This window comes from Sodalis sp. RH16 (assembly GCF_047324245.1).
GTDB classification, from domain to species: Bacteria; Pseudomonadota; Gammaproteobacteria; order Enterobacterales; family Enterobacteriaceae; genus Acerihabitans; species Acerihabitans ligni.
This window is the reverse complement of record NZ_CP178737.1, coordinates 2,766,667-2,790,586: the sequence shown is the minus strand read 5'-3', so window position 1 is coordinate 2,790,586 and position 23,920 is coordinate 2,766,667. Positions and strand designations below refer to the sequence as shown.

Annotated in this window: 17 protein-coding genes and 2 tRNA genes; 5 read left to right on the top strand and 14 right to left on the bottom strand. The window is 58.6% G+C overall.

Translation table 11 applies throughout. The features are described from left to right. Positions 1-111: 111 nt before the first annotated feature. Positions 112-333 (bottom strand): YgdI/YgdR family lipoprotein, encoded by a 222-nt coding sequence (locus ACL2XJ_RS12835; protein WP_132927868.1) that lies wholly within the window; start codon positions 331-333, stop codon positions 112-114. A gap of 193 nt (positions 334-526) precedes the next feature. Between ACL2XJ_RS12835 and csdA the strand changes: the two genes are divergently transcribed. Further along, the gene (gene csdA / locus ACL2XJ_RS12830) at positions 527-1,735 is read left to right on the top strand and encodes a cysteine desulfurase CsdA (protein WP_413726685.1); all 1,209 of its coding nucleotides are present in this window, start codon (positions 527-529) and stop codon (positions 1,733-1,735) included. Positions 1,736-1,770: 35 nt separating this feature from the next. Beyond that, entirely contained in the window at positions 1,771-2,223 is a 453-nt protein-coding gene (gene csdE, locus ACL2XJ_RS12825; protein WP_413726684.1) for a cysteine desulfurase sulfur acceptor subunit CsdE, read from the top strand. 97 nt (positions 2,224-2,320) lie between these two features. Here csdE and tcdA read toward each other — a convergent pair whose 3' ends face one another. Both tcdA and mltA read right to left on the bottom strand, forming a co-directional pair. Continuing rightward, positions 2,321-3,193: a tRNA cyclic N6-threonylcarbamoyladenosine(37) synthase TcdA gene (gene tcdA, locus ACL2XJ_RS12820; RefSeq protein ID WP_203522681.1), complete on the bottom strand. Its 873-nt coding sequence runs from the start codon at positions 3,191-3,193 to the stop codon at positions 2,321-2,323. Positions 3,194-3,215: 22 nt separating this feature from the next. After that, positions 3,216-4,382 (bottom strand): murein transglycosylase A, encoded by a 1,167-nt coding sequence (gene mltA / locus ACL2XJ_RS12815; RefSeq protein ID WP_132923252.1) that lies wholly within the window; start codon positions 4,380-4,382, stop codon positions 3,216-3,218. Positions 4,383-4,596: 214 nt separating this feature from the next. Here mltA and ACL2XJ_RS12810 point away from each other — a divergent pair. Further along, positions 4,597-4,673, top strand: a tRNA-Met gene (locus ACL2XJ_RS12810). Between the two features lie 62 nt (positions 4,674-4,735). Beyond that, positions 4,736-4,812: transfer RNA gene (locus ACL2XJ_RS12805), tRNA-Met, on the top strand. Positions 4,813-4,932: 120 nt separating this feature from the next. On the opposite strand, the gene amiC is transcribed toward ACL2XJ_RS12805, so the two are convergent. Beyond that, a complete protein-coding gene (gene amiC / locus ACL2XJ_RS12800) occupies positions 4,933-6,192 on the bottom strand; it encodes an N-acetylmuramoyl-L-alanine amidase AmiC (RefSeq protein ID WP_413726683.1) in 1,260 nt (419 codons plus the stop codon). A 233-nt stretch (positions 6,193-6,425) separates the two neighbouring features. Here amiC and argA point away from each other — a divergent pair, with 233 nt between their 5' ends. After that, positions 6,426-7,760: an amino-acid N-acetyltransferase gene (argA, locus tag ACL2XJ_RS12795; RefSeq protein WP_132923254.1), complete on the top strand. Its 1,335-nt coding sequence runs from the start codon at positions 6,426-6,428 to the stop codon at positions 7,758-7,760. A gap of 6 nt (positions 7,761-7,766) precedes the next feature. Here the strand turns inward: argA and recD are convergent, their stop codons facing one another. The 10 genes from recD to lgt all read right to left on the bottom strand — a co-directional run bounded on the left by recD (position 7,767) and on the right by lgt (position 23,847). Continuing rightward, the gene (gene recD, locus ACL2XJ_RS12790; protein ID WP_413726682.1) at positions 7,767-9,626 is read right to left on the bottom strand and encodes an exodeoxyribonuclease V subunit alpha; all 1,860 of its coding nucleotides are present in this window, start codon (positions 9,624-9,626) and stop codon (positions 7,767-7,769) included. Beyond that, positions 9,623-13,177, bottom strand: a complete 3,555-nt coding sequence (gene recB, locus ACL2XJ_RS12785) for an exodeoxyribonuclease V subunit beta (protein ID WP_413726681.1) — start codon at positions 13,175-13,177, stop codon at positions 9,623-9,625. The genes recD and recB overlap by 4 nt, the downstream gene beginning before the upstream one ends. Positions 13,178-13,192: 15 nt before the next feature. Next, positions 13,193-16,078 carry a pitrilysin gene (ptrA, locus tag ACL2XJ_RS12780; protein ID WP_413726680.1) on the bottom strand — a complete coding sequence of 962 codons (2,886 nt, stop codon included), beginning with the start codon at positions 16,076-16,078 and terminating at the stop codon, positions 13,193-13,195. A gap of 19 nt (positions 16,079-16,097) precedes the next feature. Beyond that, complete coding sequence (recC, locus tag ACL2XJ_RS12775) at positions 16,098-19,508, bottom strand: exodeoxyribonuclease V subunit gamma (protein ID WP_413726679.1); 3,411 nt, start codon at positions 19,506-19,508, stop codon at positions 16,098-16,100. A 94-nt stretch (positions 19,509-19,602) separates the two neighbouring features. Further along, positions 19,603-19,959, bottom strand: a complete 357-nt coding sequence (locus ACL2XJ_RS12770; RefSeq protein WP_413726678.1) for a prepilin-type N-terminal cleavage/methylation domain-containing protein — start codon at positions 19,957-19,959, stop codon at positions 19,603-19,605. Between the two features lie 196 nt (positions 19,960-20,155). Beyond that, the gene (locus ACL2XJ_RS12765) at positions 20,156-20,611 is read right to left on the bottom strand and encodes a DUF2509 family protein (protein WP_413726677.1); all 456 of its coding nucleotides are present in this window, start codon (positions 20,609-20,611) and stop codon (positions 20,156-20,158) included. Then, positions 20,608-21,177 (bottom strand): prepilin peptidase-dependent protein, encoded by a 570-nt coding sequence (locus tag ACL2XJ_RS12760; protein WP_413726676.1) that lies wholly within the window; start codon positions 21,175-21,177, stop codon positions 20,608-20,610. The genes ACL2XJ_RS12765 and ACL2XJ_RS12760 overlap by 4 nt, the downstream gene beginning before the upstream one ends. Beyond that, a complete protein-coding gene (locus tag ACL2XJ_RS12755) occupies positions 21,171-21,650 on the bottom strand; it encodes a prepilin-type N-terminal cleavage/methylation domain-containing protein (protein WP_413726675.1) in 480 nt (159 codons plus the stop codon). Before ACL2XJ_RS12755 ends, ACL2XJ_RS12760 begins: the two co-directional genes overlap by 7 nt. A 523-nt stretch (positions 21,651-22,173) precedes the next feature. After that, positions 22,174-22,968 (bottom strand): thymidylate synthase, encoded by a 795-nt coding sequence (thyA, locus tag ACL2XJ_RS12750; protein ID WP_132923263.1) that lies wholly within the window; start codon positions 22,966-22,968, stop codon positions 22,174-22,176. 6 nt (positions 22,969-22,974) lie between these two features. Beyond that, positions 22,975-23,847, bottom strand: coding sequence for a prolipoprotein diacylglyceryl transferase (gene lgt, locus ACL2XJ_RS12745; protein WP_413726674.1), 873 nt, complete (start codon positions 23,845-23,847; stop codon positions 22,975-22,977). Between the last annotated feature and the right edge of the window lie 73 nt (positions 23,848-23,920).

Sequence of the window (23,920 nt, the reverse complement as noted above, 5' to 3'; positions counted from 1 at the left end):
CTCCTTGGCATTTCTGTACATTTCTCTGTCTGTCCCTAGTGAATATGTAGCACCGCGGAAGCGGTGCTTTTTTATGCTGCCAAAATAAGGAGGCGGTATAAAAAGTCTATATTATTTCGCTTCCATCATTTCTTTCACATCGGCACGGTTGATCTGCTGTTGTGTACCGTTGGCGTCCTTGTAGCTTATCATGCCGGTTTCATCATCGACTTTGGGTTTACCGTCAGAGACAATGGTGCGACCATCGTTGGTATGCATGACATAATTGCTCGAACAGGCACTCAGGGTTAACCCAAGCAGAAAAACAGAGATAACTGCGGCTGTTTTCTTCATCATTAACTCCTCGCAGATTAAAAAAACTTAACTGAAACATTTAGGCAAGCAGGTCATTTTTCTTACCTTATGATAATTAGCATAACAAGCAATCGACATTTTTCCACAAAACGGGATTAAATCCTGCCGCTTCCCCGCCACAGACGGCGATAATAGGACAAGTCTGTAATTTTATGACAGTGAGAACGTGGTGATGAGTGAATTTGATTTCATGGCCTATGGCCGGCAATTCCCGGCGCTGAACGATGAGGTGGTGTATTTGGACAGTGCCGCCACCGCGTTGAAACCGGAGGTGGTGATTGCCGCCACCGAGGCGTTTTATCGCCATGATAGCGGCAACGTACATCGCAGCCAGTATGCAGCGGCCATGGCCCTCACGGTTCGTTACGAACAGGCCCGGCGGCAGGTGGCGGACTGGCTGAATGCGCCGGGGCCTGACAGCATAGTCTGGACTCGCGGCGCCACCGAATCCCTCAACCTCGTGGCGCAAAGCTATGCGCGACCTCGCCTGCGGCCGGGGGATGAGATTATTGTCAGTGAAGCCGAGCATCACGCCAATTTGGTGCCCTGGCTGATGGTGGCGCAACAAACCGGCGCCAAGGTCGTCAAATGGCCGCTGGCTGCGGATTTATTGCCCTCGCCGGCCGGTCTGGCGCCATTATTGAACGATCGGACCCGCCTGGTGGCCGTCTCGCAAATGTCAAACGTAACCGGAGGCTGCCCGGACCTGGCAGCGATAATCGCGCTCGTCCGCCGTTTTCCCCAGGCGGTCATCGTACTGGACGGAGCCCAGGGAGCAGTACACCGGCCGCCGGACCTGATAAAAGCAGATATTGATTTTTATGCCTTTTCCGGCCATAAGCTGTACGGTCCCACCGGGATTGGCGTGCTCTACGGCAAACCGCAACTTTTGGCGCAAATGCCGCCCTGGCAAGGCGGCGGCAAAATGCTGAGCGCGGCCGCTTTCGAGGGATTCACTCCCATGGCTCCGCCGCAGCGCTTTGAGGCAGGCACGCCGAATATCGCCGGCGTGATAGGGCTTGGCGCCGCCCTGGACTGGCTTTCACGGCAAGACCGGGATGGGGCGGAACGCTACAGCGTCTCCCTGGCGGACCTGGCGCAAGAACTCCTGTCGGCGCTGCCGGGCTTTCGCGCCTTTCGTTGTCCCGGTTCGAGCCTGCTTTCGTTCGACTTTGCCGGTATTCATCACCAGGATATCGCCATGATACTGGCACAGGAAGGCATTGCCCTGCGCGCCGGGCAGCACTGCGCCCAGCCGCTGATGGCGGCGTTGGGGGTTACCGGCGCGCTGCGCGCCTCGTTCGCCCCCTATAACACCCGCCGGGACGTTCACCGTCTGGCGGCGGCGGTGGAAAAAGCGCTGACGCTGCTGCGGGATTGATAGTCCACGATAAAACCGACGGAAACATTGACGCCATGAACGAACCGATAACGGACCGACACCCCTTCGGCCACGCTATTTCCAGCGAGGAAATCAGGGCGCGTTTTGCGGGCTGCCGGCAATGGGAAGAGCGCCTGCGACAGATTATTCTGCTGGCCAAGGCCCTGCCGGAATTACCGGAAGCATTGAAGACGCCTGAAACCGCCCTGTCTGGGTGTGAAAACCGCGTCTGGCTTGGCCACGTGCGGCAAGAGGACGGCAGCCTGCATTTTTATGCCGCCAGCGACGGCCGTATCGTTAAAGGCCTGCTGGCCATCGTATTGACGGCGGTGGAAGGTAAAACGCCGGCACAGCTGGCAGGGCAGGATCCCCTCGCGCCGTTCGATGACCTGGGCCTGCGGACTGAACTCAGCGTCAGCCGGGCCGGCGGACTCGCCGCCATTGCCGGCCGCATCAACGCCATTGTCGACAGCTATATCGCCAATTGATGGTGGGGATGTGATGGAACCATGGCCGAAAAAGGCATAGCGGGAAGGTGATGTGGCCGCCGGCACGGCGGTTGACTCCGGCGCTAAGGCGGCGGGATTATTGCCCGCCGCCGGCCGCGCACTGTACCTCAGGCTCGGGCCGAGATTCAGGCGACGTGGCGGCTTCAGCCAGCCGCGCCTGCCGGGCAAGCATCTTCTTCAGCGCATGGGAAACCGCGATAAAACCAAAGCTGGCGGTAACCATAGCGGCCGCGCCGAAACCGGAGGCGCAATCCATACGCTTGGGCCCCTCGGCGGTGGAGGGCGACGCGCACACCGTACCGTCCGCCTGCGGATAAACCAGCTGCTCAGTGGAAAACACACAGTCGATGCCGAGCTTTCCCTTGCTGCTTTTCACCACGTTGAAATCATGCTTAAGCCGTTCACGCAGCTTTGCCGCCAGCGGATCCTGGATGGTTTTCGCCAAATCGGCGACGCGGATTTGCGTCGGGTCGATTTGTCCGCCGGCGCCGCCGATGGTCACCACCGGAATTTTATTGCGCCGGCAATAGGCCAGCAGGGCCGCTTTCGGCCGCACGCTGTCAATCGCATCGATAACATAATCAAAACCGCGATCCAGTAAAGCGGCGACATTATCCACGGTAATGAAATCATCCACGCTGGTCACGACGCATTCCGGATTAATGGAGGCGATGCGCGCCGCCATAACCTCGGTCTTAGGCCGTCCCACCTGTTCCTTCAGCGCATGGATCTGCCGGTTGGTATTGGTGACGCAGACATCGTCCATATCGATTAAGGTCAACGCGCCGATCCCGGTACGCGCCAGCGCTTCCGCCGCCCAGGACCCCACGCCGCCGATACCTATCACACAAACATGGGCGCGATGAAACACCGCCAGCGCTTGTTGACCGTATAACCGGGCGGTGCCGCCAAAACGTTGTAAATAGGCGTCTGTATATTGACCGCTCATGGCTGAAACCTCGGTTGGCCGTTCAGTTATCGTAACTGACCTGCACGGTATTGGCCGCAGCGGCGGGTGCGCCGCTATTGCCGATCATTAACGGTACCGCGTTCAGCGACCCCGTCCCCTTCAGCACCCAGACCCGGCCATAATGATTGTAATAGCCGGCGGCCTGGCCCGCCTGCGGACCGATTCCCTGGTAAATATCAAAATGCTGGCCTTTAATGGCGCCGCCCACATCGAGGGCTATCATCAACCGCATTTCATATTTGCCGGTAAATTTACCGTTATCATCCAATAACGGCACTTCCGCCAGCAAAGTGGTTCCCGCCGGAACCAGCGAACGGTCAGACGCCACCGATGCTTTGGCTACCAGAGGTACGGCGCTGGCGCCTTTCACCGGCGCAAAGGGAATCGGTTTAAAGAACACATAGGACGGATTCTGTTCCAGCAGTTCCTGCACTTCAGACGGGCTGTGGCGGGCGGCCCATTGCCGTATCGCCTGCATCGACATATTTTCCCGCGCCACTTCCCCGCGGTCGATAAGTACTTTGCCGATGCTGCGATAAGGATGGCCATTATTGCCGCCATAACCGAAAAACATCAGCGGCCGCCCGTCATCGTAATCCACATAACCGCTGCCCTGAACTTCCATCAGGAAATTATCCAGCATCGAATTACTATAGGCGATAGCCTGTCCCCGGCCCTCAAGGGCGCCGGCGTAGATGGCCGCGCGATCGGGCAACCGGCGCTTGGCCCCTCGCGGCGGCATACGGTATAGAGGATATTGGAACTCCCCCTGCGGCGTATAGCGGGCATGGATCACCGGAGTATAATAACCGGTGAACTGAACGTTACCGTAATTATCCACACCTTCCATCTGATAGGCTTTAATACCGAACTGGCTCAGTTGCCGGGTATCGGCCCCCGCCATCGCCCAGCGCTTGACCGCATCATAATCGGCGTAATTGCGGTTATAAAGCCCGGTGGCGGCAAACTGGGTTTGCGTCACCTGATCGGCAAAATCCTTGGCATTCACCGGTCGGCCTTTGGCGTTAGGCTCGTTAACCAGCCCAAAGGGCTCCGTAAGATGACCATCTTTATATTGCTGCCCGCGATCGGTGGGCCGGGACGAACATCCGGCCAGGATGGCGATAGCCAGACCAATGGAAAGATAGCGAAGCCAGTGCTTGTTCATATTGCTCTCATGTGAAAACCATGCTCTTGCATTTACGCCGAAAGATAGCAAACGTTAATCAATAGATAAATGTATTAATTCAAAAAGAACATGAGGATATGTCTATAAAACCAGCAAAAATGCCTCTGTATAAACAAAAATCATTATTCTACGCGATTAATCGCAAAAAGGGGTTGCATCAGTTACTGTCCGGAGTATAGTGCGCATCCACGGACGCGGGGTGGAGCAGCCTGGTAGCTCGTCGGGCTCATAACCCGAAGGTCGTCGGTTCAAATCCGGCCCCCGCAACCAATCAACAAAACGTCATACCGTACGAAGTCAACATCTGACTGCTCACAGATGTCATTATCGGACGCGGGGTGGAGCAGCCTGGTAGCTCGTCGGGCTCATAACCCGAAGGTCGTCGGTTCAAATCCGGCCCCCGCAACCAACTTCAAGCAAGCCTGCCGTAAAACATTCAGTCGTGTTTCTCCCCTCCTTTTCAGGCGGGTTTTTGTGTTATTTCCTTCGCCACGGCGTTTCCCGCGGCAAAACAGCCCTTAGTCCCCTTTCAACGATGCGCCAATACCCCGCCCGCGGCAAAGTATCCCTTGATGCCGGCCAAGATTGATTCCGCCAGTTGCCGTTGATACCTGGAGGTAGCCAACCGCCGCTCTTCGTCGATGTTGCTTATAAACCCGGTCTCTACCAGGATTGAAGGGATATCCGGCGCTTTAAGCACCGCAAAACCGGCCTGATCAACGGTGTTTTTATGCAAATGCGCGATTTTACCCAGTCGGGACAATACCTGCCGGCCGAATTTCAGGCTGTCGGTGATGGTGGCGGTTTGCATCAAATCAAACAGGGTATGATCGAGGTACCTATCGCCGCTCTTGCCCACGCCGCCTATTTCATCGGCGGCATTTTGCGTCTGCGCCAGAAAACGCGCGGCGGCGCTGGTGGCGCCTTTGGTGGACAGGGCAAATACCGAGGCGCCGCGGGCAGAACGGTCGGTAAAGGCATCGGCATGTATGGATACAAACAGATCCGCCCGGAGTTTGCGCGCTTTCGCCACCCGAACCTGCAGTGGAATAAAGACGTCTTCATTGCGAGTCATATACACTTTCATATGGGCTTCGCGTTCAATTAACGTCCGCAGATGCCGCGCGATCTTTAATACAATATCCTTTTCACGGGTGCGCCGCTTGCCGATGGCTCCCGGATCCTCGCCGCCATGGCCGGGATCCAGCATAATCACGATGGGACGATCGCGCCCGGCTTTTCCTGCCCGCGGTCCCTGAGACTCCGGCGGCAGATTTCGCGCCAGATCGCCCTGATTGTAATCCTCCAGCAGCGCCAGCAGCGGATCGTCCTGCACGGCGCCCCGGCTGCCGGCTTTGGGGTAAAGATCCATCACCAGCCGGTGTTTGAAGCCGGCCACCGGCGGCAGGGTCAAAAAGCGCGGCTCCACCGGTTGTTTGAGTTCCACCACCAGCCGGGCGGTATGGCCGTCGAACTGCCCCGCCCTCACCCCCCTGATATAGGGATCCTGCTCTTTCACCAGTGCGCCCACGCCTCGCATGATTGCATTCAAATGCATCCCCTGGATATCCACCACCAGACGAAGGGGATCGCGGAGCATGAAATGACGGTACTGCAACACTGACTGGGATTCCAATGTCATGCGGGTATAACTCGTGGCCGGCCAGATACGCACCGCAACCAGCGCCACCGGCGCGGCCGCGCCCGCCCGGCTGAGACTCAGCAGCCAGGTGGCCGCCGCCCCCTTTAACAGGCGGCGGCGAGACGGTGCAAAATCATGATCCGGCATGAACCCCCTTTACTTGAAGTTATTCTAATGATAAATCAGGCTTTTTTTTAGCATGCCAAAAACTTTACCCAATCTGCAGGTTTATGTCACCTCCAAAAGACTCTATGCTTATCTGCCAAGGGATTATTTTCCTTTCTTTACAATGAAAATTGGCGATAAATGCTGCTTGCCAACCTGGCGTTAATAGCATAAAAATACACGAAATCCGAATAACCATTCACAGAGGGTTTGCCGTGAAGGAACGTAGTACTGAACTGGTCCAGGGCTTTCGCCACTCAGTTCCCTATATCAATGCTCATCGTGGCAAGACGTTTGTCGTCATGCTGGGCGGTGAAGCCATAGAACATGAAAACTTCGCCAATATCGTTAACGATATTGGTCTCCTTCATAGCCTGGGCATTCGTCTGGTGCTGGTATACGGCGCCCGGCCGCAGATTGACGCCAATCTGGCGGTGCATCATCTGGAACCCATTTACCACAAGCATACCCGGGTCACGGATGCCCAAACCCTCGAGCTGGTGAAGCAGGCGGCGGGGTTGCTGCAGCTGGATATCACCGCCCGTTTATCCATGAGCCTGAACAATACGCCGCTACAGGGGGCGCACATCAACGTGGTGAGCGGTAATTTCATCATCGCGCAACCCCTGGGCGTCGATGACGGGGTGGATTATTGCCATAGCGGGCGCATACGGCGCATTGATGACGAAGCCATCCATCGCCAACTGGACAGTAACGCCATTGTGCTGCTGGGGCCGGTGGCGGTATCCGTTACCGGGGAAAGTTTTAACCTGACGGCGGAAGAAGTGGCCACCCAACTGGCGATAAAGCTTAAAGCAGAGAAGATGATCGGTTTTTGCTCTTCCCAGGGGGTTATAGATAACAAAGGGGAGATCATCTCCGAGCTGTTTCCCAACGATGCGCAGCAGCATATCGATGCGCTTGAGAAAACCGGGGATTACTACTCGGGCACGGTCCGTTTTTTACGCGGTGCGGTTAAAGCCTGCCGCAGCGGCGTGCGGCGCTGTCATTTGATAAGCTACCAGGACGACGGCGCCCTGGTGCAGGAACTGTTTTCCCGGGAAGGTATCGGCACGCAGATTGTCATGGAAAGCGCCGAACAGGTTCGCCGGGCGACCATTAACGATATCGGCGGTATTCTGGAGCTGATCCGCCCGTTGGAACAGCAGGGGATTCTGGTGCGCCGTTCCAGGGAACAGCTGGAAATGGAAATCGATAAATTCACCATTATCGAACGGGACAATCTGACCATCGCCTGCGCCGCCTTGTATCCTTTCCCGGAGGAGCAGGTAGGTGAAATGGCGTGTGTGGCGGTGCATCCCGATTACCGCAGCTCCTCGCGCGGGGAAATGCTGTTGCAGCGCATCATGCAGCAAGCGCGCCAACTGGGACTAAAGAAGCTGTTTGTGCTCACCACCCGCAGTATTCACTGGTTTCAGGAGCGCGGCTTTACGCCGGCGGAGGTGGAAGTGCTGCCGCAGCAAAAACAGGCCCTTTATAATTACCACCGGCGTTCCAAGATTCTGGTGACGGACCTGCTTGATAGCTGAGCCGGGTTAGCCCGCCGCCCCTTTCCGTAAGCGATCGATAAGTCCGCTGCGCCGCTGGGTCGGCGTGGCGATGGCGTAGCTCAATACATCATCGTTGGCATAAAGGGACAAAGACCGGCGGGCCCGGGTGATGGCGGTATAGACCAGTTCCCGCGTCAACACCGGCAACAGCTGATTGGGCAGCACCAGCGCGGTATGCAAGAATTCCGACCCCTGGGATTTATGCACCGTCATGGCGAAAGCGGTCTCATGCTCGGGCAACCGGCTCAGGGGAACCGCCTTGGGCGTACCGTCGGGCAAGGAGAAATAGACCCGCAATTCCGACGCTTCATCGGCAAGCATAATGCCGATATCACCATTGGAGAGGCCGAGGGAAGGAGCATTGCGCACGATCATGACCGGGCGTCCGGCATAGCCCTTGACCAGGGAATCCGCCGGAGGATTTATCAGGCCGGCCCGGGACAGGGCCTGCTCGATGCGGCTGTTCAAGCCGGTGATGCCGAACGGCCCTTCCCGCAAGGCGCAGAGCAGCCGGAAGCGATTGAACGCCTCGAGGATAACCGCCGGGCTTTCATTGGCCCCGACCCGCGACAGGTAGTCCCGATAGCCTGCCACAGCCCCTTCCAGCAGGCGCCGGTAGTCATCACCGTCCCGCACGGGGGCATAGCGGACATCGTCATCCCTGCCGGCGTGCAATAACGCCAGGGAACCGGCGGTATCGCCGGCATTGACGGCATTGGCCAGCCGGCCGATGCCCGAACCATCATCGAACCGGTAGCTTTTTTGCAGCAGGCACAGGCTGTCCCCAACGGCGGGCCCCGTGCCGTCGTTGCAAGGGGGCAGGACACAGCCGGTTAACCGCGCCAGCTGTTGGTTGCGGGCCGCGCTGTAGCCGTTTTCCGCGAAATAACAAATATCCCCCAGTACCGCGCCTGCTTCCACCGAGGCCAATTGACAGCGGTCACCGAGAAAAATCACCTTGGCCTGCGCCGGCAGCGCGGCAATCAGATTGGCCATCATCGGCAGATCCACCATTGAGGCTTCATCCACCACCAATACATCAACGTGGAGCGGATTGCCCCGGTGGTACCGCAAACGCTGGCTGTTGGGCTGCGCCCCCAGCAGGCGATGCAACGTCACCGCTTCCGGCGGAAACAGCCGCTTTTGCTCTTCGTCAAGCCGCAGGGCGTCCAGGGCGTCTCCCAGGGATTCGCTCAGGCGCGCCGCGGCCTTGCCGGTAGGCGCCGCCAGCTGGATGCGCATGCGCTTGCCCTGCCCCAGCACCACCAGGGATGCCAGTATCTTAGCCACCGTCGTGGTTTTGCCGGTACCGGGTCCGCCGGAAATCAGACTCACCGGATGGCTGACCGCCACCGCGGCCGCTACCTTCTGCCAGTCCGGCGCCCCCTCGCCGGCAGGGAAAAAGCGCTGCAAAACCTGCCGGATTCCGGCTTCATCCGCCAGGTCCGCGGGCCGGATGGCGTTGAAAAATTCCGCCACCCGGCACTCGTTTTGCCACATGCGCTGCAGATATAACCGCTGGTTATCCAGTACCAGGGGCGTGGGCCTGGTACCATCGCTTACCGCCGGCGAGGCCAGCAATATCTCCCGCCAGTCCGCCAGGGACGGTTCGCCGGCAAGCCCCCAGGCCCGGCGGGCCAGTTCGGGATAACGGCCGTCAAACAATCCCTCGGGCAACAGGCGGCTCAACGGCAGGCAGACGTGTCCGTCGCCGGCGTCGGCGCTAAGGCAGGCGCAGGCCAGCATGACGGCTATTTCATCCGGCGCCGCCAGCATGCGGGCGAACTGGATGTCCAGCGGCCGCCAGAGCCTAAGCTGCTGCGCCTGTTCAATGAGTGAATTCATTTATTCGCCTCAGGTTCAGCCGATAACGGCGTTTCCCCGCCGAACAGGGCGTCCAGCGCATCCACAAATGCCGGTTCCGGGCGGCGGAACACCACGCCGTCACCGGGATTGTCCGGTGAGACCCCGCGCAAAAAGACATAAAATACTCCGCCGAAATGGCGGCGGTAATCATAATCCCGCAGGCGGTGCCGCAGGTAGCGGTGCAATGCCAGGGTATAAAGCTGGTATTGCAAATCATAGCGATGCTCAGCCATGGCGCCCAGCATCGCCTCGGGCGTGTAAGCGGCATTATCCTCCCCCAGCCAGTTGGATTTATAATCCAGCAGGTAATAACGGCCGTCGTAGCGAAAAACCAGATCGATAAAGCCTTTCAGCATCCCTTTGACCTGGGGGAAGCTCAGGGGCGGACAGGCGGCGGACAGGGGGTCGTAACGTTTGCACAGCGCATCAAGCCCAGCGGCGGTGATAAGCGCGTCGATGGGAAGATAGAATTGCAGCTCGGCCTGCCGGTCCGCCGGGGCGATGCGCGACAGCTGGATACCCTCCTGGTTGAGGGGCGCGTGCAGTACATCCTCCAGCCAACGGGCGAGAGTCGGCTGCCAGCTTTCATCAATGCCGTACTGCAAGAGCTGCGCGTCCAGCCACACCGGATCCAGCGGTTGGGTAAAGTCTACCGTTTCAAACAGGCCGTGCAAAAACGTGCCCGGCGACGCGCCGCGGGGAAACGTATGGGGAGAATGCTCCCGTTCCGCGTCCCGTTGCCGTTCGCCCACCGCGTCGCCGTCCAGCCGGGGCTGCAAATCCATCAGCGATGAGCCTCCGCCATGCTGCTGCAGCCCGGAATAGCTGGTAACGCGCCAGTTTTCAGCGGCGCGTGGCCGGTATTCACGGGCCGACAAACGTTGCCGGGCGCTGTCCTGCGGCCGCCAGGGCAAAGCATCGGGCTGGCCGATAACGGTGACGGCAATATCTTCCGTCGCCAGCGACTGCAGGCGGGATAAAAGCGCGGCGGCGTCACAGGCTTCGCCCCCCTGGACCAGATAACCCAGCGCGCCCAGGTGCAAATCGGTGTTGCCGGTTTTGCTCCGCTGGCCGCGAAACAGCGGGGCGATGCCGATGCCGCAGTGGTAGATGGAACGGGTCACCGCCACGTAGAGCAGGCGAAGATCTTCCGCCAGACGCTCCTCCTCCGCCAGTTGCAGACTTTCAGCAGATTCGGAAAGATCCAGCCAGGCTTGAAAATCGCGGCGATCGTGAAACAACGGGCGTTTTTGCTGGCGAAAATCGGCGATAAACGGCAAAAACACCACGGGAAACTCCAGCCCTTTGGACTTATGCACCGTGATTATCCTCACCAGATGGCGATCGCTTTCCAACCTTAACTGCTGATTTTCAGCCTGGGTATCGGGCAATTCAATCTGCAACGCCAGCCAGCGAACCAGCCCGTGCTCGTTCTCCAGCTGCGCCGAGGCTTCCTGCAACAGCTCCGCCAGGTGCATAAGGTCCGTCAAACGCCGCTCGCCATTCACCGACGCCAGCAGATTTTCCGCCATGCGGTGGCGAATCATCAGTTGGCGCAACATCGGCAATACGCCACGCTGCCGCCATACCTGGCGATACCCGGCGAATTCATCCACCAGGGCATCCCATGCCGGCCCGTTGTTATTGATATCTTCAATGGCCGGGGCATCCAGCCCCATCAGGCTGGTAGCCAGCGCGCAGCGCAGGGCGTTGTCCTGCCCCGGGATCAGTATTGCCTGCAACAGCCAGAGCAGCTCCCGTGCTTCGGGAGTTTCATACACGCTGTCGCGATTGGATAGATAGACCGCCGGAATCGACAGTGCGCTTAAGGTATCGCGGATCAGGGCCGCTTCATTGCGGTTACGCACCAGCACCGTAATATCGGACGCCTGCAGCCCCTGACGCCCTTCAGGGCCCACCAGAACGGCCCGGCCGTTCTGACCTGCGCTCAGCCAGTGGCGAATGGTGGCGGCGCAATGGCGCGCCATCAGGTGTTGGTACTCACTTACACCAACCCCCGCTCCCGGCTGCAGCCACAGCTCCAGGGCCGGCTGGACCTGCTGGTTGATTTCCAGCGCCAGGCCGCGGTTATCCGCCGCAGCACGCACCGGCAAAAAGGGGATTTGTTCAAAGATAAACGGCTGCGGCAGCGACTGGAACAGCCGGTTGACTCCATTGATCATCGCCTGTGACGAACGCCAATTGGTGTCTAAAGTATAGTGGGCGCTCACCTCACTCCGGGCGCGCATATAGGTGAAAATATCCGCGCCGCGAAACGCATAAATCGCCTGTTTGGGGTCCCCTATCAGCACCAGTCCGCAGTCAGGCCGCCCCTGGTAGAGGCGACGGAAAATACGGTATTGCTGCGGGTCGGTATCCTGGAATTCATCGATCAACGCCACCGGATAACGCGCGCGAACCGACAGCGCCAATGCCTCACCCCCTTCCCCTTGCAGCGCCTGGTCGAAACGGCTCAGCAAATCATCAAAGCCCATTTCGCCCCGCAGCCGCTTCTCCTGCGCCAGCGCCAGGCGCAGCTCATCCAGCGCCAGCACAAAAATCAATTCACGCAGGGTCAGCGTCTGCCGCAAAAATTCTTCTATATGGTCAAACACCTCATGGACCGGCGGCGTTCCTTTGAGGGTTTTAGCCGCCAGCACCGATTGCCGGAAACGCTCAAGCTCCTTTGGCACATCATAATCTTCGGTGGGCGCGGCGGCCCAAAGGGAGATTTTTTCCAGCCACGCCGGCAGGTTTTTACTGCTGTAGGCGCGTTTGTCCACCCCCGATCCGCTGATGAGAGGCAACAGATTTGGGGCGGCCAGGCGCCAGCGCCGTTTGAGTTCATCGATACGGGCGACGATTCGCCCATGGCGCTCAAGGATGGTTTCGGCCTTTTCCGGCGGGTTGCGCACCACCGGCGCCTCCCCCTGCAAATAGGGAAGCAACTCCGCCAGAAGCTTTTGGGGACCATCCCAGTCTTTATTGATGACCCGTGCCACGGCCACCGGCAGCGGGTAGCAGTGGCGACGCCAAAAATCGGCGCATACCTGGCGCCGCAAATCCGATTCGTCTTCCACCAGGGTTTGTTGAAACAGCAGGCCGGATTCAACGGTACTGTGGCTGAGCATTCGCTGGCAGAAACCATGGATAGTGTAAATCGCCGCTTCATCCATTTGCCGTTCCGCCGCAAGCAGAAGACGGGCGGCATAGTCCGTATCGGGAATATGTTCCAGCAGGCTGCTGAACAAGGGATTACGGCTGACGCCGCGCACGCAGGCCAGCCGCAATCGATGGATATTATCCCGGATACGGCCCCGCAGCTCCTCGGTGGCCGCTTCGGTAAAGGTTACCACCAGGATCTCTTCCACGCTCAACGGACGGGGATAAGCCGCCTGTTGTCCCAGGCCCAGCAGCAGGCGCAGATAGAGCGCCGCCAGGGTATAGGTTTTACCGGTGCCCGCAGAGGCCTCTATCAGGCTCGTCCCACGCAGCGGCAGGGTCAGCGGATCAAGTGTCAACGGGGTCAAGGATAACCGATTCCTTTACTGGGGCCGGATGACCGGCAAGGTTTTTTGCAGCGCCGCCGCGTTCGGATACAGCGTCCAGCCTGGGGGCGCGGCAAAGGAGACCGGGTCGTGACCCTGGCCGCCGATTTGCGACAATAACGCCAGGCCCTGCGGCTCGATCACCGCCCGGTGAAAAAACTCCGCCATTTGGTCCAGGGTCAATTGCCGCAGCCCCGCCACTACTTTGTCACGGGTATCGAAGGCGGCATTGTCCCGGGCCATCTCATCGGTATATTGATCCACTTCCTCACCCAATGTCTGCGGCTGCTGTAGCACCAGGCTGATAACGCCCTGTTTGTACTGTTCGAAATCCGCCGGCGACATGGCGCGTAAACGCTGTTCGGTCTGGACGAAGAACGCCTGGAATCGATCATAAAGATAAGCGGGCTGTTTCGTACTGCTCTGCAGCACAAATTCGACGCCCCCCTGATCGCCGACAAAAACCGGCGTCATAAAGATGGCATAACCCAATTGTTCCAGGGTACGGAGTTGCTGATAAAACCAGGATTCGACAATCTGCGACAGCATATAGCTATTGACCATGCCCGCAATCCGATCGTAACCAGTGGGTACGTAGGCCGCCGCCAGCGCCGAATCGGTGGTGCTGCCGGTTTTTTGGATCAGCGCCAGCTGCGGTTGCCTGATTTCCACCCTGGGGGTTCGCTGCCAGCGGATCCCGGTCCAGCCGACGTGTTTTTTCAGCTGATCGGCCAGCGCCGTAGACTGCTGCGGCGTCAAATTGCCCACCACCAGCATTTCCAGCGCGGCGGGTTTGAATACTTTCTGGCGATAATCGATCAAATCCTGCAGCGTCATACCGTCAATCAGCCCCCGCCGTTCATCCCGCTCCACGTAAGGCCATTCGGAAAGCACCCTGGCCGGAATCACGGCCTGGGAATAGGCCTTGCCTTTATCGGTGCCGTCAAGCTGCTGACGATACCAGGTCTTGGCCTGTGCCAGCTGATCTTCGGTGGGCGTGAAGGAGGCATAGCGTTCGATAAGGCTTATCACCAATTGCGGCAGCCGCTGGGTATACCCGCTGGCTTTGACGGTTAATCCATCGCTTTCAAAGGTGGAGAAATTAATGCCGCCGACATAGGACTGATTGCTCAGCTCCGCCAGATTCAGGCCGGCGATGTAATCATTCATGGCATACAGCACCTGATCCCGTGGCGTATCCATCAGATTGGGGTTGCGGAAATTCAGGGTAATATCGGCCCGCGGCTCATCGGCGAAATAGCGGCTGGGCATGTACAGCAGACGCAGTCCGGGTTTATCAACAAGGGTTTCAGGGTGCGCGGGGACCTTGCCCGCCTTGATCAGGGAGAAATCGCTGGCGATATACGGATTGAGCGTCGGCAGCGACAAACCGATGTTCTGTTCTCTTTGCCGCCAGGCCGCCATGTGTTCCGGCGTCAATGCATCCACCCGGTAGGGCGCGTTCATGAAATAGGCGACCTTATCATGGGGTTCGTCGGGACTGATAAACCAGATACGGGCATTTTCCGGTTTCATGCTGTCCAGACGGGCGGCGATTGCCTTGGGATCGTAGCGATCCGCCAGATAGGGGGCGTCCAGGACGTGCTGTACCGGCACCTTGAGCATGGAATCCACCAGCCACTCGATATAATCCATATCGCGGGTAATAATGGGATAACGAAAATCCTGCTGCAGCACATGGGCGATTTCGTCGAAATATTGCCGCTGGATGCCGTGTTCGCGCAGGGTCTTGAGGTAGCTGAAAATCGCGGCGATCACCTCATCCCGCTGGGCGAAGCCTTTATCGCTCAGGGATACGGCGATGGAGAAAACGCCGCCGTTTCCATCCACCATCGGATCCGCGCCGGCGTCGATAGCATCCGCCAGGCCCTGCTTTTGCAGCCAGTCCGCCAGGGTATTGGGGCTGTGGTTGCCAATTAGGTAACTGATATAGGTGTCGCTTTTACTGCGGAACGCACGGCTGTTATTGGCAATGGGAAATTCTATGCGCAGCATTTTCTGCGGCTGCACCGGCTGGTAGTGAATCACGATGCCGGTTTGTTTTTTGGTCACCGCCGGTACGGTAATGGGCGGCACCACGGCGTTGTGATTGGCGACGCGTCCGTAGGTTTGTGTGGCGATCGCCGCCAGCTGCGGCAGCGGCTGGTTACCATAAATCACCGCCACCATGAGGTTGGCGGAATAATAACGATGATAGAATGCCGTTAACGTCTGGTGCAGGTTGCTGCCGGGTTTATCCCGCAGGGTTTCCAGATTGCCGCCGGAGAACCGGGCCGCCGGATGGGCCGGATTCATGGTTTCGGCCCGGATTTGCGCCATGCGCAAAGCGTCGTTGGAACGGCCCATGGTGAGCTCGGCATTCACCGCATGGCGTTCTTTGTCCGCGCTGGCAGGGTCTAGCAGCGGTTCGGCAATGGCGTCCGCCAGACGATCCACCGCCGGCAGCAGGGCGCTGTTTTCCACCTCGAGATAAAAAGCGGTGCGGTGGGAGGCCGTGCTGGCATTATGGTCGCCGCCGTGCTTTTTAAGGAATTCCGACAGGTTTTCCGGCTGCGGGTATTTTTTGGAGCCCATCAGAATCATATGTTCAAGATAATGGGCCAACCCGAGCTGGCTGTCGGGACTTTGCAGCGTACCCACCGGCACCGCTATGGCGGACAGGGATTTCACCGCCTGCTTATCACTGACCAGCAGAACAGTCATGCCGTTGGCCAGTTTGACGGCCTGGTATTGCCGGGCATCCTTGCTGCTTTTTTGAATCGTCTCGTTGATGGGTTGCCAACCGGTGGCGGCCCAGCCGGTTGAAAAGCAAAAAACGCCAATTAATATACCGCTTAATAATCCGCTAACCAGTCTTCGCATTCCACTCTCCAGCAAATCCCTACAGAGCCGCCCGGGGCCGCTTTGACTTTTCCGATGTCGCGGCCAGATTAAGGCTGAACGGCGTTAATAAATAGTTTTGCGCGGCCTGGATTATCGCCTCGACACGATCCCCGTCCAACTGGCGCATGAGGCGCTGTATATAGGGATCCTGGCTATCACCGGGCATATAATCGTCCCCCAGCCACGCGTACAAGAGTTTATCCCGTGCCGGGCGCTGGCGCTCTTCGCTCCAGTCGATGTCGCCCTTGTCACGGTCAAAACAGTAATCAAGCCATGCGCCGCCTGAACGGTGCAATAACAACAGCGGGGAATTCATCCCTTGAACATAACCTGATACCAGCGTAACTAAAAATGATTTTGCCTGTTCAGGGGATAAAGGCGCGAACCGCCACTCTCCCTTGGTGCCGAACATGCGGCTTTCACCCATGCCGCCCATGGCGCACCAGACCAGGTGCTCCAGCCATAAGGAGAGTCCGTCCTTCATGGACAAAGCGCCGGGCCGCCAGCGTAGCAAACCGTCGCTTTGCACCTGGGAAAGCCAGCCGCTTAATTCGACCTCATCCAGCATCAGGTACACTTCCTGGCTGTGCGCTTCCTCGCGGCGGTGTTCGCGCACCGTTTCAGCCAGCCGGGACATTTCGTCGCACTGCCGGTTCCAGTAAAGCTCGCCGAACGCGCCGTAGGGCAGATAGCCGGCGGCCCGGACTTTACGGAATAGCTGCCCGGGGTCCTCGTCGGCAATCAGGGTATTGAGCAATTGATCATTAAGCTGATAGCGCGTCAGGCCCTCGATGACAAAGGGCTCGTCGGCGGAGAGCTCCCGCTCTTCCAGGCGGAAATAGACCCCCAGGCGCTGCTGGAAAAAAGCGCGTACCGGATGGCTGTAAAAGCGTTTGAGGGAGTCGAAGGACAACGCCGCGATAGGCCGATTCTCCAGCGGCCGGCTGAACTCGGGATGGGGCGTGCCGCCGGCGCTGGCGGCGGGCAACCATTCCGCGGCATAACTTTGCAGTTCGGTTCCGGCGATAAAGTTTTCCGCCGTGAACGGCATTCTGGGATGCCATTGGTAAAGATGTTCACGTATCCGTTCGGCGCTGGCATCCGCATCAGCGTCTTCATCCCCGGCCAGATAAAAGCTCTGGGCGATATAGTCGGTGAGCTCGCTCACCAGCACCGAAGGATAACGCAAGGTATTGTCCTGAATGGAGCGGCCGATAAAGCTGATATAAAAACGCCGCTGCGCCGAGAGCATGGCCTCCAGAAACAGGTAGCGATCGTCGTCGCGGCGGCTGCGGTCGCCGCGCCTGGGCTGTCTTGCCATGAGATCAAAGCCCATCGGCGGCAGCGAGCGGGGATAGACGCCGTCATTCATGCCCAGCAGGCAGACGACTTTGAAGGGGATGGAACGCATCGGCATCAGGGTGCAAAAATTGATGGTACCGGCCAGGAATCTCTGGCTTACCCGTTCTTGATCCAGACGCGTGGACAACTCGTCCCGCAGCAGGGTCACGGCAACAGGCTTATCGAGACCTCCCTGCAAACCAAACTGCACAATCTGCTGCCACTGAGTTTCAAGCAGCGCCAGGGCTATCTCGGCTTCGGCATCCGGCAGGAAAAAATCGGTTATCAACGCCCGGCAACAGGGCAACCAGTCCTCCAGCATGCGTGGCCGGCTCAGGATGTCGCGCCAGCGCCTGAGCTGCGCCAGCAGCTCCGCCAGATGTCCCACCAGTTCGGCAATCAATCCGCTGGATTCGTCATAGGGCAATATTCCGCGCCAATCGCCGCTATGGCTGTCCATGGCGTAACCAAGCAGCATGCGCGTTAGGCCGAACTGCCAGGTGTGCTGTCCGGTGGCGGGCAGCATCAGTTCGCGGATATTCTCGTCGTCCAGTCCCCAGCGAATCCCTGATTCATCCACCCACTGCCGGAGCAGTTTCCGATCCTCTTCTTTGATTGCGAAGCGGGCGGCCAGGGCCGGGACCTCCAGCAGCGCCAGTACCTCTTCGGCGGCAAAGCGGCTGCGCGGCAGTTCCAGCAAGGAGAGGAACGCCGGCAGCGCCGGATGAATCTGTCGCGCCCGCCGGTCGGAAATGGCGAACGGCAGATGGCGGCCGGTGGCGATATTACCGAATACCGCCTGAATAGCGGGGGTATAACGATCAATGTCCGCCACCATCACGATAATGTCCCGCGGCGAGAGTTCCGCATCGGCGCCCATCATGGCCAGCAGTTGGTCATGTAATACTTCCACCTCCCGTAGCGGACTGTGGCAGACATGCAGGCTCAATGTCCGATCATCGGCCGCCAACAGGCGTTTGCCCCGGCTGTTGGACAGCGTCTCGGCGCTCGTTCCCACCCAGCTATGGTCTTCAAGTTCAAGGATATCCCGCTGTAACAGGGAGAGCAGTCCTTCATCGGAAGGGTCGACAAACGCATCCACCTCCTGGGCATTGTCGAGCTGGGCCAGCAAAAAAATATTATCCCGGCCCAGTTTTCCCCATGAGGCCAGTAGCGGATTCCCTACCGCCTGCTCTCCTTCGTCGTTAAACAGGCTGCCGGCCTGCTCCGGCCGACGGAATATACCCTTCTCCAGCCGGTCCTGGTAATGGCTGCGCGTGCGGTTTTGCAGCCTGGCAAGGAAAGTCCGATCGCGGATGTCGCCCCAGTAATAACGGCAGGGGTTAGTGAACAGCAGATGGATATCGATATGGCGGCCCAGCGCCTGCAAAGCGTGGAGATAAGTGGGCGGCAGCGCGGATATGCCGCAGATGAACACGCGCGGCGGCAATCCCGGCGGGCAGTGCTCCGCCTGCTCCAGGGCATGGATGAAGCGCTCATAAAGATTGGCCCGGTGCCAAGGAGACTGGCCCGCCCGGGCGGTATACTCAACCAATGCCAGCCAGAGCGGGGCCTGCCACTGTTGCTCTTCCCCCAATCCCGTCACCCGTTCGCCCCGTTGCCAGCTTTCCAGCCAGTCGGGGCGGAACACCAGGTACTGATCGTAAAGGTCCGCCAGTCTGGCGGCAAACTGATGGCATTTCCGCTGGTCGCCATCGTCTTCAAGGTATCGGCAAATCACCTCAAACCCGGGCTGTTCGCAGAGCTGCGGCAGCAGGGCCATCAGTTTCCAGGTCATTGCATCCTTGGAAAAAGCGCTCTCCGCGGGAATATCGGGCAATACACGGGTAAACATCTGCCAGATAAAACTGGCCGGCAGCGGGAATTCGATATTGGCGGCAATACCGAAACGCGCCGCCAATTCCATTTGCAGCCATTGGGCCATCCCGGTGCTTTGCACTAGAATCACTTCCGGCTGGAAGGGATCCGGCAGCGGTTGCCCATCAATCAAGGCAGCGGCCAGGGATTTAAGTAAATCCAACTGATTTGAGTGATAAATTCTAAACATGCCGCCCCTCCGAGCCTGGCCTTCCCTGCCGCTCCCCGCTACTCATGTGGACACTTTAACCGGATTGGCGCTGAAAACAAGCTGTCATCAGTTGCTATGGCGGAGCACCGCCGGAATCTTTTCGACAAAACCATTCGCTAAGCGCAGCGCTACCCCCCGACGGGATTCGCACTTCGACGGTAACCCGTCGGCAAGCCGGTCCGCGGGGCTGCTCTACCCTGTCTATCCGCCAGCCCTGGGGCAGATCCCATGGGAGGTCCCGTCCTCCAAGACGATGAAGCTCCAGCGTCTGGTGAGCAAAGGCCAACGCCTGCTGGCGCTGAACCAGTCCGTCCTGGGTCTGCTTAAGCGCTTGCAGGTAATTTATAAAGGCCAGGGCAATCACGGAAAACAGCAGCACCGTCACCATGGCTTCCGGCATGCCCAGTCCCCGCTCATCGCCACCCTGCATAAACTGTCTCCTTCGCGTCGGATTCCGCAGCCCCGGCGACCGGCTCTCGCTCCCGGGGCAAACTCGCCGTCAATTGAACACTTGGCAACATGCAAGGCTCCCCGGTCTTGTGTACGGCCAGAAGAACCATTCAATCCGCCGCCGAATACCGACGCCGGTATGCCGCGATGCCGGTACGCTATCCGGCCACGCACAGTCAGCCTGGATAATAATCCAGCCAGCCACTGGCCAGCGGCGTCAGCATGCAGCTTCGCCTCTCCTTACCTGTCTCCTCAAGGTCTTCTTTCATTCTAGTCAGCGCCACCCGCCGATAGAGGTTTATCTCACCAGGCCCGCGCGCGCCTTCCAGGACGCCGCTTTGCGCATGCAGCACCCAGCCGACCGTCAGACGCGGCGCGCAAAGACAGGCCCGGAAGGCTTCTTCTTCAGGGCGGCGGCACTCGCCGTCCTCCCCCCGCCAGGGCACGGTCATTGCCCAGGATAATGCGGATTCAGCGCGATGGAATGCGGTCAGATAACGCTGCTCGTCATGAATCAGGGGTACCGCGCCATCTAAAAAACGCTGCCAGCCCAGCATGGCCGTCAAGCCGATAATCAGCAGGATCGGCAACACCGCCAGCGCGCCGCTGCCTTGCTCTTCTACCGGCGTCATCCGTTACGCCCCACCATAATCCGGCTGGCGCGATGCCTGATTGACGGCGTGCTTCGCGCAGCGCCGGTCAGGGTTACCCGATAGGCATTGTTCCCCACTGTTTCAAACCGCAACTGCTTTATTATCCATAACTGCGGATCGTGCATCTTGACCCACCCCGGGCCGTTGCAGTGCGTTACGCCGCGCTGCGTCTCCAGCGCCCCCCTATGCAGCCGGTAGCCGAAGGTTTCGTTTTCCAGCACTCCGCCGGCGGCTACGCCCGAGGAGGGTATAAAAGCGTAAGTAGCCACCAGGCAGGATTGTTGCCCCTCGCCTCGCCGATGGCCGATGACCACGGCCGGTCGTCCGCAGGAAGGCGAGCAGTGTCCGGCGCGCCGGAGATCTTTTTCAATCAACAGCAGGCCGTGGTTAAGGTGCCGAATCAACCGCATATGCTGGATGCCGCCGTAGCATTGGCCGTACATCACCGGTAACAGACGCATGCCGGATAACAGCACCAGGCTTACCACCGCCATCGCGCACAGGGTTTCGGCCAGGCTAAAACCTGATTCACCGGCTTTCAGCATGGCGAGATGCCTCCAAAACTCCCCTTCACGCTGCACAATCGCACCCGTCCGGCGCCGGATACGATGATTTTGATGCGTCCGGCCGGATTACTGAGCACAACGTGCGCCGGCGTGGCGGTATTGTGCAACCCTCTGAAGGTGAGATACCCCGGCGACGACATCTCCAGGCGCATATCGGAGAGCGGCGACCCGAACCGAAGCATCTCATCCTGACGGGAGGTACAGACAGCGGAGAGCTCCCCACCGACGCCGGTTTTCATCGCAATGCGGCAGTTGTGATTATTACGTGCCGCGTGCGCTTGCAAACGCGACAAAAAGTCCGCGATCTGCTGGCTGGCCTGGGATAACCGGCACTGGTTACGGTGGTGTTGCCAGCAAACGCTGCCGGAAAGCGTCATCAGCGCCGCCAACAGCAGCACCAGCATCATTTCTATCAGGGTATAACCCTGCTGCGAGGAAATAGGGTTCTTCATGCCGTAAAGCGTAACGCGATACCGCCCGGCCATGCCATGGGGTTAATATCAGGGAGGAAAGCAGCGCGCAAACAATCGAGGAGGAGAAGGCAAAACGACAAAAAAATGCGAGACAAACCGCAATTGGAGACTGGCCCGCTACCACCGGACGTGCAACGAACGTGTTCAAGGGAGACCGTACCGATGGGGTCGAAGCGGGCGTGGTTTTACCGCCCGCCGGAGCACCCCATGGTGCGGTAGGCCCGCGACCACCGGGCATGCATCGAACGTGTTAAAGGGAGACCGTACCGATGGGGTCGAAGCGGGCGTGATTTTACCGCCCGCCGGAGGCCCCATGGTGCGGTAGGCCCGCGACCACCGGGCATGCATCGAACGTGTTCAAGGGAGACCGTACCGATGGGGTCGAAGCGGGCGTGGTTTTACCGCCCGCCGGAGCACCCCATGGTGCGGTAGGCCCGCTGCCACCGGGCGTGCAATGAACGTGTTCAAGGGAGACCATGCCCGGTCAAGACAAAATCCTGGCTTAAACCGCCACAGGCGCCTTGATGGCCGGATAGGGATCGTAACCCTGAATATCGAAATCCTCAAAGCGGTAATCAAACAGCGAAGCGGGCTTACGCTTAATCGTCAGCGTCGGCAAAGGACGCGGCTCGCGGGTCAACTGCAAATCCGCCTGATCCAGATGGTTGCTGTACAAATGGGTATCACCACCGGTCCAGACAAAATCCCCCACCTTCAGATCGCACTGCTGCGCCACCATATGCACCAACAGCGCATAGCTGGCTATATTAAACGGCAGACCGAGGAAAATATCGCAGGAGCGCTGGTAAAGCTGGCAGGAAAGCGTACCGTCGGCAACATAAAACTGGAACAGCGCATGGCAGGGGGCCAGCTTCATCTGGTCCAGCTCCCCCACGTTCCAGGCGGAAACCATGATGCGACGCGAATCCGGATCCTGGCGCAGTTGTTCAAGCACCCGGCTTAACTGATCGATTTGGCGACCGTCCGCCGCACCCCAGGCGCGCCACTGCTTACCGTAAACCGGACCGAGATTGCCGTTTTCATCCGCCCATTCGTCCCAAATGGAAACGTTATGGTCATGAAGATAACCGACATGAGTGTCGCCGTTGAGAAACCACAGCAGCTCGTAAATAATCGAACGAAGATGGCACCGCTTGGTGGTCACCAGCGGAAAACCCTGCCGCAAATCAAAGCGCATCTGGTGGCCGAAAATCGACAGAGTGCCGGTACCGGTGCGATCCGCTTTCGGCGTGCCTTGTTCACGGACCAGCCTCATCAATTCCAAATACTGTTTCATGTAACCTCAGGACAATTGTTGCTGCGGACGACGGCGATAGGCCCAGATAATCATAATCACACCGGCAATAATCATCGGCAGCGACAGGATCTGCCCCATGCTGATGGCATCGTCGAATAACCCCAATTGCGCATCGGGCTGGCGGAAGAATTCCACGATAATGCGAAACGCGCCGTAACAGATGAGAAACAGGCCCGATACGCTGCCCAACGGGCGCGGTTTGCGGATAAAAAAGTTGAGAATGATAAACAGCACTATCCCTTCCAGCAATAATTCATATAGCTGCGAGGGATGGCGGGGCAATACCCCATAACGGTCAAAGATCGTCTGCCATTCCGGATGAAACGGCAACAGCGCTAAATCCTCGTCGCGGGATCCGGGGAACAGCATGGCCCACGGGGTATCGGTGGTCACCCGCCCCCAGAGTTCACCATTGATGAAGTTGCCCAGCCGGCCGGCTCCCAGCCCGAAGGGAACCATCGGCGCGATAAAATCCGCCACCTGGAAGAAGTGGCGTTTGGTGCGGTGGGCAAACCACAGCATGACGCAGATCACGCCAATCAAACCGCCATGGAACGACATGCCTCCGTCCCAGACCTTGAAGAGATAAAGCGGATTGTCAAGAAACAGCGGCAGGTTATAAAACAGCACATAGCCGATGCGTCCGCCCAGAAACACGCCCAGAAAACCGGCATATAACAGGTTTTCCACTTCCTCTTTGGTCCAGCCGCTGCCGGGACGATTGGCCCGACGCACCGCCAGCCACATGGCAAAAACGAAACCAATCAGGTACATGAGACCGTACCAATGAAGGGCAACCGGACCCACGGAGAAAATCACCGGGTCAAACTGAGGAAAAGCCAGATAATTCGTTGTCATTCATCACCACAACAGAGTTTATTTCAGGGCGTATATACCCGTCGTACGTTGAATTGCAGGTACGTTGGCCTGC